Annotated in this window: 11 protein-coding genes; 6 read left to right on the top strand and 5 right to left on the bottom strand. The window is 66.7% G+C overall.

What is annotated here, in order from left to right:
• Positions 1-10: 10 nt before the first annotated feature.
• Both QFZ47_RS12600 and QFZ47_RS12595 read right to left on the bottom strand, forming a co-directional pair.
• Complete coding sequence (locus QFZ47_RS12600; protein ID WP_307655945.1) at positions 11-745, bottom strand: 16S rRNA (uracil(1498)-N(3))-methyltransferase; 735 nt, start codon at positions 743-745, stop codon at positions 11-13.
• Complete coding sequence (locus tag QFZ47_RS12595) at positions 746-1,840, bottom strand: aminoglycoside phosphotransferase family protein (RefSeq protein WP_307655944.1); 1,095 nt, start codon at positions 1,838-1,840, stop codon at positions 746-748. It abuts the gene before it with no gap.
• 234 nt (positions 1,841-2,074) lie between these two features.
• On the opposite strand from QFZ47_RS12595, the gene QFZ47_RS12590 reads away from it, so the two are divergent.
• Genes QFZ47_RS12590 through rsmA form a run of 3 tightly spaced genes read left to right on the top strand, consistent with a single transcriptional unit; the run spans position 2,075 to position 6,854 of the window.
• Positions 2,075-4,657, top strand: a complete 2,583-nt coding sequence (locus QFZ47_RS12590; protein WP_307655943.1) for an LPS-assembly protein LptD — start codon at positions 2,075-2,077, stop codon at positions 4,655-4,657.
• Positions 4,658-4,674: 17 nt separating this feature from the next.
• Positions 4,675-6,084: a peptidylprolyl isomerase gene (locus QFZ47_RS12585; protein ID WP_307655942.1), complete on the top strand. Its 1,410-nt coding sequence runs from the start codon at positions 4,675-4,677 to the stop codon at positions 6,082-6,084.
• Complete coding sequence (gene rsmA, locus QFZ47_RS12580; protein WP_307655941.1) at positions 6,084-6,854, top strand: 16S rRNA (adenine(1518)-N(6)/adenine(1519)-N(6))-dimethyltransferase RsmA; 771 nt, start codon at positions 6,084-6,086, stop codon at positions 6,852-6,854. The genes QFZ47_RS12585 and rsmA overlap by 1 nt, the downstream gene beginning before the upstream one ends.
• Positions 6,855-7,212: 358 nt before the next feature.
• Here rsmA and QFZ47_RS12575 read toward each other — a convergent pair whose 3' ends face one another.
• From QFZ47_RS12575 to QFZ47_RS12565, 3 genes are all read right to left on the bottom strand, one after another.
• Positions 7,213-7,638, bottom strand: a complete 426-nt coding sequence (locus tag QFZ47_RS12575; protein WP_086012221.1) for a barstar family protein — start codon at positions 7,636-7,638, stop codon at positions 7,213-7,215.
• Positions 7,639-7,688: 50 nt separating this feature from the next.
• Positions 7,689-8,099 (bottom strand): guanyl-specific ribonuclease, encoded by a 411-nt coding sequence (locus QFZ47_RS12570; protein ID WP_307655940.1) that lies wholly within the window; start codon positions 8,097-8,099, stop codon positions 7,689-7,691.
• A 182-nt stretch (positions 8,100-8,281) separates the two neighbouring features.
• Positions 8,282-10,624, bottom strand: coding sequence for an NADP-dependent malic enzyme (locus QFZ47_RS12565; protein WP_307655939.1), 2,343 nt, complete (start codon positions 10,622-10,624; stop codon positions 8,282-8,284).
• 167 nt (positions 10,625-10,791) lie between these two features.
• On the opposite strand from QFZ47_RS12565, the gene QFZ47_RS12560 reads away from it, so the two are divergent.
• The 3 genes from QFZ47_RS12560 (at position 10,792) to QFZ47_RS12550 (ending at position 13,620) form a co-directional block, all read left to right on the top strand.
• Positions 10,792-11,841, top strand: a complete 1,050-nt coding sequence (locus QFZ47_RS12560) for an SPFH domain-containing protein (protein WP_015868008.1) — start codon at positions 10,792-10,794, stop codon at positions 11,839-11,841.
• Positions 11,842-11,850: 9 nt separating this feature from the next.
• The gene (locus QFZ47_RS12555; RefSeq protein ID WP_307655938.1) at positions 11,851-13,332 is read left to right on the top strand and encodes a DUF4178 domain-containing protein; all 1,482 of its coding nucleotides are present in this window, start codon (positions 11,851-11,853) and stop codon (positions 13,330-13,332) included.
• A 69-nt stretch (positions 13,333-13,401) separates the two neighbouring features.
• Positions 13,402-13,620, top strand: a complete 219-nt coding sequence (locus QFZ47_RS12550; RefSeq protein WP_124959215.1) for a DUF350 domain-containing protein — start codon at positions 13,402-13,404, stop codon at positions 13,618-13,620.
• Positions 13,621-13,634 lie beyond the last annotated feature (14 nt).

Here is a 13,634-nt window from a genome sequence, read left to right as displayed (position 1 = left end):
TAGGCACCGCTCAAGGGCCGGCGAGCAGTACCAGTGCGGCAAGCGCCGCCGTTTCGGCGCGCAGCACGCGCAGCCCGAGCGTGACCGGCGCAAAGCCGCACGCCAGCGCTTCCTGTTCTTCGGCGCTGCTCAAGCCGCCCTCGGGGCCGCTCAGCACCAGCACGCTGCGTTCGGACGGCGCCGGGGCGATGGCATCGGCAAGGCGCCGCGTGCCTTCGGCGAGGCTCAGCACAAGGCGCAGCGCGGCGGCGCCTGCACCCGCATCGATCCACGCCGAGGGGCTCGAGAACGATCGCACCGGATGGATCCGCGGCACGCGGTTGCGGCCGCATTGCTCGCAGGCGGCAATGGCAATCGCTTCCCAGTGCGCCCTCTTCTTCTCGGCGCGCTCGCCCGAAAGGCGCAGCACGCCGTGGGCCGTGGCCAGCGGCTGAATGCTCGCGACGCCCAATTCGGTGGCTTTTTCGACCAGCCAGTCCATGCGCTCGTTGGCCGGCATGCCGACGGCCAGATGCACCGCGCGCACCGCCTCGCGCTCTGCCGGCGCATGGGCGCCGATCGCGACCGACACATCGCTGCGCCCCATGCGCTCGACCGTGGCGGCATATTCGCCGCCCGAACCGTCGAACAGCGTGAGTGCGTCGCCGGGCTGCATGCGCAGCACCTGGACGTGGCGCGCTGCGCCCGGTGGCAGCGCCAGCGTGACGCCGGCGGCCAGCGGCACCGAACAATGGAAGCGCGGCATCTAGACCCTGCCGTAGGCGAAGCCGGTCAGTGCCGAAGTGCCTTCGATCTCGTCGATCACCCGCAGCAGCGGGGTCAGCTCCATGTAGCGGCTGGCCGTGGAGCGGATGTAGGCGATGAAGCGCGGCGTGTCCGCCAGGTAGCGGGGCTTGCCGTCGCGCAGCGTGAGGCGGGCAAAGATGCCGGCCACCTTGAGGTGGCGTTGCAGCCCCATCCATTCGACCGAACGGTAGAAGGCGCCGAAATCCGAATCGACCGGCAGCTTGGCCTTGCGGGCTGCTTCCCAGTAACGGATCGTGACGTCGAGCACGAATTCCTCATCCCAGCTCAGGAAGGCGTCGCGCATCAGGCTGGCGATGTCGTAGGTGATCGGCCCGTAGACCGCATCCTGGAAGTCGAGCACGCCGAGCTCGGCTTCATTGCGGACCATCAGGTTGCGCGGCATGAAATCGCGGTGCACGAACACGCTCGGCGAGGCCAGGTTGCTCTCGACGATGAGCCTGAAGCTGCGTTCGAGCCGCTCCTTGAGCTTGCCCTCGACGGCGACGCCGCGGTGGCGCCCGATGTACCACTCGGGGAAAAGCGCCAGTTCGCGCTCGAGCAATGCGCGGTCGTAGGGCGGCAGCACGCCCGGCCTGGACGCGAGCTGCCAGCGGATCAGCGCATCGATCGCATGGTCGTAGAGCGGGCGGCTGGCGTCGGGCCGGGCCGGATCGATCACGTCGAGCATGGTCTCGCGGCCCAGGTCGTCGAGCAGCAGGAAACCATGGACCCGGTCCCATTCGAGCACCTGCGGCGCGGTCACGCCGGCTTCGGCCATCAGGCGGGCGACCTGCACGAAGGGTTCGCTGTTCTCCTTGTCCGGCGGCGCGTCCATCACGATGCGGGTGCCGGCGCTCCCGGTGGCATCGAGCCGAAAGTAGCGGCGAAAGCTCGCATCGGCGGACGCAAGGCGCACCGTGTCGGGCAGCAGGCCGTGCGCGGCGGAGATGCCGGACAGCCAGTCCTGGAACGCCGCGGCGCGCTCCGGATCTGCCCAGAGAATGGCCGTGGCGGAGGGTGTGGGCGCGGAGGCCGGGGGCGGGGGTGCTGTCATGGATAATCGATTCTACAAATCCGCCTGGCGCGGCAACTCCTGCGGTCCTCCCTGGTCGAACCGAGTTGCCGCCGGCTCCTGCAACCTGCCGGCCTGCCGCGCCGTCCTCCCGACGATCCTTCGTTCCTGACCGATGCCTACGATCCAAAGTCCCCACGCTTGGCACCCTGTGCACTCGCAGCCCTCCTCGGGAAGACTGCGGACCTTCTCCGGAACGATGCGGCGGGAGGCCTGATGAGCCGGCGCGTTGCCTTGCGGCGTTCCGGCCCGCCCCTGCCATTGGCCTTGTTGTCGCTGGCGCTGCTGCATGCGCACGGCGCCTCCGCCCAGCCGGCAGGCGGCCTCGACGGCCCGCTCACGCTCAAGCGCACGCCGCAGCTGACCGAAACGCTGCCGCCCGCCGAACGCAGCCAACTGCCCAGCCTGATCACCGGCGACCGCCTGTCGGGCCGCCAGGACCTCGAAACCGTGGTCGAAGGCCATGCCACGCTGCGGCGCGGCGAAGTCGCCATCACCGCCGACCGGCTCGAGTACTACCAGCCCGACGACCGCGCCCGGGCGCGCGGCAACGTGCGCGTCAACCAGGCCGGCAACGTGTACGAAGGCCCCGAGCTCGAACTCAAGCTCGAGACCTTCGAGGGTTTCTTCAACAATGTGCGCTACTCCTTTCTTGCCAACGGCGCGCACGGCGAGGCGCAGCGCATCGATTTTGTCGACAGCAATGTGTCGGTGGCCCGCAGCGCCACCTACACCACCTGCCGGCGCGAAGACTATCCGGGCTGGATGCCGGCTTGGCTGCTGACCGCAGCCACCATGACCACCGACACCGAGGAAAACGTCGGCGTGGCCACCGATGCGCGGCTGAGCTTCATGGGCATCAGCACGCCGCCGATCCCGAGCGTGAGCTTTCCGCTGTCGAACGAGCGCAAGAGCGGCCTGCTGCCGCCGACGATCGGCGTCGACAACACCAACGGCATCGAGATCTCGCAGCCGTACTACTGGAACATCGCGCCCAACCGCGACGCCACGTTCACGCCCACGTTGATGAGCAAGCGCGGCCTCAACCTGGGTTCGGAATTCCGCTACCTCGAGAAGGACTACAGCGGCAGCATCCGCATGGACCTGATGGGCAGCGACCGCCTGGTGGGCCAGCGCTACAACGAAACGCGCGCCGCACAGCTGCAGCAGCTCGCCAACGGGGAAATCCAGGCCTCGGCCCTGGGCTTCGGGGCGCCGCCCAGCACCAAGCGCTGGGGCATCTGGGCCAACCACCACCAGGATTTCAATGCCAAGGCGCTGGGGCTCGATTCGCTCGCGGCCACCATCAACATCAACCGGGTCAGCGACAACGACTACTGGCGCGACTTCACGCGCACGCCCACGCTGGCACAGCGCCAGCTGTCGAACGACGCGTCGCTCAACTGGAGCAAGGGCGACTGGAACGGCGGGATCCGTGCGCTGCGCTACCAGACACTGCAATACAGCCTGTCGCCGATCGTGCCGTCCTATGACCGCATGCCGCAGATCACGGCCAACTACAACAAGTACGACTGGCACGGCTTCGACGTTTCGCTGAACCTCGACTACACGCGCTTTCGCGTCAACACCATCCTGGCCGGCCAGCCCGGCTTCGACATCAACCAGCAGTCGCAGCCCGACGGCGACCGCGCGCTGGCCATTGCCAGCATCAGCCGGCCGTTCATCACGCCGAGTTCCTTCGTCATCCCGAAGCTGCAGCTGAACACGGCTTCGTACAACTACTACCTGCCGCAGTCGGATGTTCCCAGGCTCACCGTGAACGGGATCCAGTACGTCAACGGCGTGCCCTACAACCCGAACTCGCTGTACTTCTTCCCGACCTCCAGCAACCGGACGGTGCCGACCTTCAGCCTCGACAGCGGCCTGATCTTCGAGCGCGACGCCAACTACTTCGGCCGCGCCTTCCGCCAGACGCTGGAGCCGCGTGCCTACTACGTCTATACGCCGTTCCGCAACCAGAGCATGCTGCCGAACTACGATTCGGCGGCCAACGACTTCAGCTTTGCAACCATCTATACCGAGAACGCCTTCTCGGGCAACGACCGCATTTCCGACACCAACACGCTCACGCTCGGCGTCACCTCGCGCCTGATCGACCCCGCGACCGGCGTCGAGGCGGCGCGCTTCGGCATTGCGCAGCGGCTGCGCTTCAGCGACCAGAGGGTCACGCTGCCGGGCGGCACGCCGGTGACCGACCGTGCGAGCGACCTGTTGCTGGGCGCGCAGATCAACTGGACGCCCAAGTGGAGCCTGGACACGGTCGTGCAGTACAACCCCGACACGCGCAGGTCGGAACGCTCGGCCATCAGCGCGCGCTACAACCCCGAGCCTTACCACAACCTGAGCGCGGCCTTCCGCTACCAGGCACCCACGACGCCCACCGCCACCGACGGCAACAAGTCCTTCGACGTGGGCTGGCAATGGCCGATCAACGACCTCTGGGGCGACAAGGGCAAGGACCTCGGCCCGGGCAAGGGCCAGGGCGGCGGCCGGTGGTATGCGGTCGGGCGGCTCAACTACAGCCTGCAGGACAAGAAACTCACCGACGGCGTGCTCGGCTTCGAATACGACGGCTGCTGCTGGATCGGGCGCGTGGTGCTGCAGCGCATCACGACCGGCACGCTCACCGCCAACACGCGCATCATGTTCCAGCTCGAATTCGTCGGGTTCTCGAGCATCGGGTCGAGCCCCATGCAGACCTTGCGGTCAAACATCCAGCGCTACCAGCCCCTTCGCCAGCCCACCGAAGGGCCGAGCCGCTTCACCAATTACGACTGAGACGATTGAGCAACGCCATGAAACACATCCGTTCCATCCTGACCCTGGGCTGCCTCGCGGCACTGGCCGCAACGGCGGGCGCGCAGGGCCTGCGTCCCGGCGGCGGCAGCGGCATCACCGACATCATGCGCGCCGGTCCCCGCCTTGCGCCGCCGGCTCCGCGCACCGCGCCTTCCACCGCCGCGCCGGTGCAGCGCGCGGCCGAGTACATCGTCGCGCTGGTCAATTCCGAGCCCATCACCAACACCGAAGTGCAGTCGCGCGTCACGCGCCTGATCCGGGAGAACGCCGAGGCCGAGCGCGTGCCGCGCGCCGAGCTCACGCGCCTCGTGCTCGAGCGCCTGATCTCGGAGCGCGCACAGCTGCAGCTGGCCAAGGAGAACGGCATCAAGGTGGACGACGTCGCCATCGACCAGGCCGAGCAGACCGTGGCGCGCCAGAACCAGATCAGCGTCGAAGAACTGCGCCGCCGTGTGGTGGCCGAGGGCATTTCGCAGCGCGAATTCCGCAACGACCTGCGCGACCAGCTGCTGCTCACGCGCCTGCGCGACCGCGAGGTCGAGTCGAAGGTCAAGATCAGCGACGCCGAAGCCGACGAATACCTGCGCGACCAGCGCAACGCCCCCACCAAGGATGCGGCGCTTCAGAACATCAACCTTGCGCACCTGCTGGTCGCCGTGCCCGAGAACGCCACCGACGCGCAGGTCGCCACCTTGCAGCAGCGGGCCCAGGCTCTTGCGCAGCGTGCCCGCTCCGGCGAAGACTTTGCCAAGCTGGTGCAGGAAAACTCCGATTCGCCGGACCGCGCCAATGGTGGCGCGGTCGGCATGCGCACCGCCGACCGCTACCCGGCACTGTTCGTCGAAGCCACCCAGTCGACGCCGGTCAACGGCATTGCCGGGCCCATCCGCTCGGGTGCGGGCTTCCATGTGCTCAAGGTCCTGGCCAAGGCCCAGCTCGGCGCCACCGATGCCACCGTGACCCAGACGCAGGTGCGCCACATCCTGCTGCTCAACGACCCGAAGCGCACCACCGCCCAGGCCGTGGCGCAGCTCGCCGAATTCAAGCGCCGGCTGCAGGCCAGAACGGCCGACTTTGCCGGCCTGGCGCGCGACAACTCGCAGGACGCCAGCGCCAAGGAAGGCGGCGATCTGGGCTGGTCGCGCCCGGGCCAGTTCGTGCCCGAGTTCGAGGAAGCCATGGACCGCCTGGCGCCGGGCCAGATCAGCGACCCCGTGGTGTCGCGCTTCGGCGTCCACCTGATCCAGGTGGTCGGCCGGCGCGAATCCAAGCTCACCCAGGTCGAGCAGCGCGAAGCCGCACGGGCCGTGCTGCGCGAGCAGCGGGTCGAGGAAGCCTTCAGCACCTGGGTGCAGGAAGTGCGCGCGCGCGCCTACGTCGAATACCGCGAGGCGCCCCAGTCCTGATGGCACACATCGCCAGGAAGCGGTTCGGGCAGCACTTCCTGTCCGACGGGGGCATCATCGATGCCATCGTGCAGGAGATCGCACCGCAGGCTGGCGATGCCATGGTCGAGATCGGCCCGGGGCTGGCGGCGCTCACCCAGCCGCTGGTCGAGCGGCTCGGGCGCCTGACGGTCATCGAGCTCGACCGCGACCTGGCCAGGCGGCTGCGCGAGCATCCGCAGCTCGACGTGATCGAGTCCGATGTGCTCAAGGTCGATTTCGCCGAGTTGGCCGCCAGGTTTGCGGCGCCGCTGCGGGTGGTCGGCAACCTGCCCTACAACATCTCGACGCCCATCCTGTTCCGCCTGCTGGGCTTCGCGCACCTGATCGCCGACCAGCACTTCATGCTGCAGAAGGAAGTGATCGACCGCATGGTCGCGCGGCCCGCCACCTCCGACTACAGCCGCCTGAGCGTGATGCTGCAGTGGCGCTACAAGATGGAAAACGTGCTGTTCGTGCCGCCCGAGAGCTTCGATCCGCCGCCGCGCGTCGACAGCGCGGTGGTGCGGATGGTGCCGCTGGCCGAGCCGCCGGCCGTCGATGCCGCCCGCCTGGGCGAAATCGTGCAGGTCGCCTTCAGCCAGCGCCGCAAGATCATGCGCCACACCCTGGGCAAATGGCTCGACGCGCACGGCTTCGCGGGCGAATTCGACGCCCAGCGCCGCGCCGAGGAAGTGCCCGTGGCCGAATACGTCGCCCTGGCCCAGGCCGTTCCGCCCGAGCCCCAATAGAAAAAGCCCGCCTTGGCAAAGGCGGGCTTTGGCTTTCATTCGTGAACACCGCGGAACCGGCTTCGCCGGGCCGCAGGTGTTGCCCCCTCGAGGGGGATGCGGCTACACGGAGTGAGCCGCTTCGGGGGTGGGCTTGTTCAGGCTGCGGCGAGCCAGTAGCCCGCGTTGAAGGGGCTGCTCATGCGCAATGCGAGCGGCGAAACGTCGACCAGTTTATCGGTCGGCATCTTCTCGCCTTCGGGTTCCGTGCCGGCTGCCGCATTGGCGGTGCTGCCGTTGATTTCGATGCCATCGAGTGCTGCGCCGTTCGGCTGAGCCTCGTTCGCCCGTTCTGCTTGGCTGGTGTGTGCAGAACGGGCTACAGAAAAGAATAGAAGCAGCGGAACGGGACTTTTCGGTCGCCCCAGTAGTCGGAGGCGTCGCGGAAGATGTCGAGCAGCTGCTCGCGCGCTTCCTTGTCGAACTTGGCGTTGGCCGGGATCTGTTCGAGCACGATCACGAAGCCGGGCTGCGGGCCCGATTTATGCAACGGGTCGGTCATGCAGTCGTACAGCGCGTCGAAATTCTTGCCGAAATGCGCCGGAAAGGTGAACTGCTGTGCAATCAGGTCCAGAACGTCCTGCTTGGTCTGGGCATTCCCCAGATTGGCGTACAGGAAATGCTGGCCCGCGGCGTTCGCGGCTTCCTGCAGATCGTTCACGCGGAACGCACGAATCGATTGCACGATGTTCGGGCGTACGGCACGAAGGGATAGAGTCATCTCCGCTGGTCTTTCCATAGTCATCATCATTTCTTCGGGGCGCTTCGGGGCGCCGCTCAGGTCGTTGTCATCGCTCATGGTGCAATCCGTCTGAAACTCGCGTAGTGGTCTGCCGTGTACCAGCAGGCCTCGGGTGTTGTTCGCTGTTCACCGCCGCAGACAATGCGCCGTGCGCCGCGGTCGCGCGAGCCGGGCGTTGCCACCGTGTACTCGCGGTAGTGACCGCGCCGCGCGGGCGGCAAAAGACGCTCGCGGTTGCCAAATACCGTGCCGTCCTTTTCGTATCGGAAGGGGCCGCCACTCAGAATGGCTTCGTAGGTTCGCTGGCCCTGAACCGGCAGTTCGGACAGTGCGATCGATTCCTGGGCGGGCTTTCCGGTGCTGAACCATTCGCGGGCCTCGGCCCCCGTCGCCAACGCCGCCAGCATCAAGCCGGTGAGCGCAAACTTAGTGACAGAGGACGTGATCGAGGCGTAAGCCGCCATGGGGCACCACAAGAAAAGAGCGGGGGTTCCGAATTGGCAGCCAACCCTGGGGTTAACCCGCAAATTCAAGCCCGCGAGTGTGCACCACGCTGGCGAAAATAGCAAGCGACTGCCCAAAGTTTGAGCAGTCGGCGGGGGCGGCGCGTGGCTGCCTAAGTGGGCAGCCACTCTCGCCAGACGGCCTATCGCTCTGCGTTTGCGTCGGCGACGGTCAAGGCTGTCATGTTCACGATGCGCCGAACGGTTGCGCTGGCCGTGAGAATATGCACAGGTTTGGCGGCGCCGAGCAGCACCGGGCCGATCGCGATATTTCCGCCTGCCGCAGTCTTGAGCAGGTTGTAGGAAATATTGGCCGCGTCGATGTTCGGGAACACCAGCAGGTTGGCGTCGCCCGCGAGCGCGCTGTGCGGCATGACGACCGCGCGCTGCTTGCTGTCGAGCGCCACGTCGCCGTGCATTTCGCCGTCCACCTCGAGCCAGGGCGCCTGCACGCGCAGCAGGTCGAGCGTCTTGCGCATCTTGATGGCGCTGGGCTCGTTGCTGGTGCCGAAGTTGGAGTGCGACAACAGCGCGGCCTTGGGCTTGAGGCCGAAACGCATCATTTCCTCGGCCGCCATGGTCGTGATTTCGGCCAGTTCCTCGGGCGAGGGGTCGTAGTTGACGTGGGTGTCGACCAGGAACACCTGGCGGTCGGGCAGGAGCAGGCCGTTCATGCAGGCGTACACCGGCACGTCCTGCGGCGTGCTTTCGCAGCCGCCGGGGCGCTTGCCGATCACCTGGTCGATGTAGTGCAGGTGGATCAGCGTGGTGCCCCAGGTGCCGCAGATCATGCCGTCGACCTCGTCCTTGTGCAGCAGCATGGCGCCGATCAGCGTCAGGCGGCGGCGCATCTCGATCTTGGCGGTCTGCACCGTCTGGCCCTTGCGCTCGGTCATGCGGTGGTAGGTCTGCCAGAAGTCGCGGTAGCGGTGGTCCTGCTCGACGTTGACGATGTCGTAGTCGAGTTCTTCCTTCAGCCGCAGGCCGAACTTCTCGATGCGCTGCGCGATGATGGCCGGGCGGCCGATCAGCGTGGGGCGTGCAATGCCTTCGTCGACCACGATCTGCGCGGCGCGCAGCACGCGCTCTTCCTCGCCTTCGCAGTAGGCCACGCGCTTCTTCTGCGCCCGCTTGGCGGCGTCGAAGATCGGCTTCATCGTGGTGCCCGAGGCATAGACGAAGCTCTGCAGGCGGTCGCGGTAGGCGTCCATGTCCTTGATCGGGCGCGAGGCCACGCCGCTTTCCTCGGCGGCCTTGGCCACCGCGGGCGCGATCTTCATCATGAGACGCGGGTCGAAAGGCTTCGGGATCAGGTATTCAGGGCCGAAAGACAGCTTTTCGCCGACGTAGGCGGCAGCCACGCGCTCGCTCTGCTCGGCCTGGGCGAGGTCGGCAATGGCACGCACCGCGGCAATTTCCATCTCGTCGGTGATGGTGGTGGCGCCCGAATCGAGCGCGCCGCGGAAGATGTACGGGAAGCACAGGACGTTGTTGACCTGGTTCGGGTAGTCGGTGCGGCCGGTGGCCATGATCACGTCGGGGCGCACCGCATGCGCGTCTTCCGGCGAGATTTCGGGGTTCGGATTGGCCAGCGCAAAGATCACCGGGCGCGGCGCCATCTTGGCCACCATGGCGGGCTTGAGCACGCCGCCGGCCGACAGGCCCAGGAACACGTCGGCGCCCTCGATCACCTCGGCCAGCGTGCGGGCCGTGGTTTTCTGCATGTACTGGCGCTTGTCGTCGTCCATGAGCTCTTCGCGGCCTTCGTAGACCACGCCGGCCAGGTCGGTCACGAACACGTTTTCGCGCTTCAGGCCCACCTTGAGCAGCAGGTTCAGGCAGGCCAGCGCCGCGGCGCCCGCGCCCGAGGTCACCAGCTTGACCTCGCTGATGTCCTTGCCCGCCACCTTGAGGCCGTTGAGCATGGCCGCCGCCACCGTGATGGCCGTGCCGTGCTGGTCGTCGTGGAACACCGGGATCTTCATGCGCTTGCGCAGCTCGCGCTCGACGTAGAAGCAGTCGGGGGCCTTGATGTCTTCCAGGTTGATGGCGCCGAAGGTGGGCTCCAGCGAGGCGATGATCTCGACCAGCTTGGCCGGGTCCTTCTCGTCGATCTCGATGTCGAACACGTCGACGCCGGCAAACTTCTTGAAGAGAACGCCCTTGCCTTCCATCACCGGCTTGGAGGCCAGCGCGCCGATGTCGCCCAGCCCGAGCACGGCGGTGCCGTTGGTGATCACCGCCACCAGGTTGCCGCGTGCCGTGTACTTGAAGGCGTTGGCCGGGTCCTTGACGATTTCCTCGCAGGGCGCGGCCACGCCGGGCGAATAGGCCAGCGACAGGTCGCGCTGGTTGACCATCTGCTTGGTGGCGGCGATGGCAATCTTGCCCGGCACCGGAAGCTCGTGGTACTCGAGGGCGGCGCGCCGCAATTCGGCGCGCTTGTCTTCGGGCGTGGGGGTCGATGAGGTCGTCGAATCGGGCATGGGCCGTTGCTCCTGGTGGCGCTTCTTCTGGGGGCGCCGATTGTAGACCTCGGCCCAAGACGCCATAGGCCGCATGGCGCAGATGCCGGCATGCCAAAAGCACGAGGGCCCGTCAAGACGATGTGGCAATATGCGCAGTCCGGAAAAAAACTCGACGAGGAGCGGCCATGGCCCTGATGGATTTCATCAAGAAGCAGTTCATCGACATCATCCAGTGGACCGAGACCGGCGACGGCACGCTGGCCTGGCGCTTTCCGATGGCGGAGATGGAAATCCAGAACGGCGCCTCGCTCACCGTGCGCGAGTCGCAGGTGGCGGTGTTCGTCAACGAAGGCCAGGTGGCCGACGTGTTCGGCCCCGGCATGTACAAGCTCACGACGCAGACGCTGCCCGTGCTGACGTACCTGAAGAACTGGGACAAGCTGTTCGAGTCCCCGTTCAAGAGCGACGTCTACTTTTTCAGCACGCGCCAGCAGGTCGACCAGAAGTGGGGCACGCCGCAGCCCATCACCATCCGCGACAAGGACTTCGGCGCCGTGCGCCTGCGCGCCTTCGGCAACTACAGCTTCCGCATCGGCGATGCCAAGCTGTTCCACACCGAAATTTCGGGCACGCGCGACATCTACGGCGTGGCCGACCTCGACGGCCAGCTGCGCGGCCTGGTGCTGCAGAACATCAGCAACGCCATCGCTTCCAGCGGCGTGCCGTTTCTGGACCTTGCCGCCAACCAGATCCAGTTTGCCCAGGCGCTGGCCGCGCAATTGGTGCCCGAATTCGAGAAGATCGGCATCAAGCTCGAGAACATCACGGTCCAGAACGTCTCGCTGCCTGAAGAACTGCAGAAGATTCTCGACCAGAAGATCGGCATGGGCATGGTCGGCAACGACATGGGCAAGTTCATGCAGTACCAGACCGCGCAGGCCATTCCCAAGTTCGCCGAAGGCGCGGGCGGCGGCAGCGGCATCGCGGGCGATGCCATGGGCCTGGGCGCCGGCGTGGCGCTGGGCCAGGTGCTGGCGCAGAACCTCGCACAGGGCCTGAGCCCGGGCGCAGCGGCCCAGGCCGCGGCGACCCAGCAGCAGCCGGCCGTGGCCGTGGTGAGCCCGGCCGACGTGATGACCACGCTCGAGAAACTCGGCGAGCTCAAGACCAAGGGCATCCTCACGCAGGAAGAGTTCGACGCCAAGAAGGCAGAGCTGCTCAAGAAGCTGGTCTAAGCACCGGCAATGGCTGAGCAAGAAGGCGCGCAGCGCGCCTACCGTGCGCCCTGCCCCGGCTGCGGCGCACCGGTCGAATTCAGGTCCGCGCAATCGGCCTTCGCCGTTTGCCCGTACTGCCAGAGCACCGTCGTGCGCCAGGGCGAGACGCTCGCGCGCATCGGCAAGATGGCGGAGCTGTTCGACGACTTCAGCCCGCTGCAGCTGTTTGCCGCGGGCCGCATCCAGAACCAGCCGTTCACCATCGTCGGGCGGCTGCAATACAGCAACCCGGGCGGGCGCTGGACCGAGTGGATCGCCGCGCTCGACGGCGACCGCACCGGCATCCTGAGCGAGGACAACGGCGCCTACGTCTTCGCGCTGCCCTTCGAGCTGCAGCGCGCCGCGCCACCGCCCGCGGATCTGCGCGTGGGGGCGACCAGCGCATTCAACGGCCAGAGCTACACCGTATCGTCGAACGAACAGGTGGCGCTGCTGTCCGCGCAGGGCGAACTGCCGCACCTGCCCGAGCTGGGCCGCGCGTTCCCCATGGTCGAGCTGCGCAACGACAAGGGGCTGGTGCTCAGCATCGACTACGGCACCGAGCCGCCCGGCGCCTACCTGGGCCGCTCGGTGCAGCTCGAGGACCTGCAGCTCACCGGCCTGCGCGACGAATCCGCCAAGGACGAAAAAGGCCGGGCCTTCAACTGCCCCAACTGCGGCGCGCCCGTCACGGTCAACCTGGCCGACAGCAAGAGCATCACCTGCGGTTCGTGCAACAGCATCATCGACCTGTCGCAGGGCATCGGCGGCGAGCTGAAGCACGCGGCGCAGAACGAACCCGTTCGCCCGCTCATCGCCATCGGCAGCATGGGCCAGCTGCAGGGCGCGCAATGGCAGGTGGTGGGCTTCCAGCACCGCATGGGCGTGGAGCCCGGCGACGACGAGCACTTCGGCTGGAACGAATACCTGCTGTACAACAAGAAGCGCGGCTTCAGCTTCCTGGTCGATGCCGAGGACGGCTGGAGCATGGTCAAGCCGACCACCGGCGCACCGGTGATGGCCGAGAACGGCAGCAGCGCCAGCTACCTGGGCAAGCGCTACACGCAGCAATACGCCTACAACGCCGAGACCACCTATGTGGCGGGCGAGTTCTACTGGCAGGTCGAGCGCGGCCAGAAAACCTTCAACCGCGATTTCGCCAGCGGCAATGCACGGCTCTCGATGGAGCGCTCGGCCAACGAGCTGACCTGGTCCTCGGGCAGCAAGCTCGACAGCGGCCTGGTGTCCGCCGCGTTCAAGCTCGACGACAAGAAGGACATGTTCGTGCGCGGCGATGCGCTGCCGGTCAGTGCCGCATCGGGCCTGGGCTGCGGCACCATCATCCTCATCGTGATCGTCATCATCGTGCTGCTGGTCATCCTGAGCACCTGCAGCGGAGGATCGTCCGGTGGCTCGCGCAGCTACGGCGGCTCGTACGGCGGCTATTCGAGCGGCGGCGGCCATAAATGAAGAACGAACAGGGCAGGTTCGCGTCGATGTCACTTACCACCACTACTGCTACTACGACTGGAGGTCCCCATGGGATTTGAATGGCTGAAACCGGGCGTGGTCCTCGGATCGCTCGTGTATGCGCTGCTTGGCGTACTGATCTTCTGGCTCTGCTTTTTGATCATCGACAAGGTCACGCCCTATGACCTGTGGGGCGAGATCGTCGAGAAGCAGAACGTGGCGCTGGGCCTGGTCGTGGCCGCCATGAGCCTGGGCATCTGCGTCATCGTCGCAGCCGCGATCCATTGAGCGGGGAGGCGGCC

The organism is Variovorax paradoxus, from assembly GCF_030815975.1.
GTDB lineage: Bacteria > Pseudomonadota > Gammaproteobacteria > Burkholderiales > Burkholderiaceae_C > Variovorax > Variovorax paradoxus_N.
Note: the sequence above shows the minus strand (reverse complement) of the source record. Positions and strands in the feature narration are given on the sequence as shown.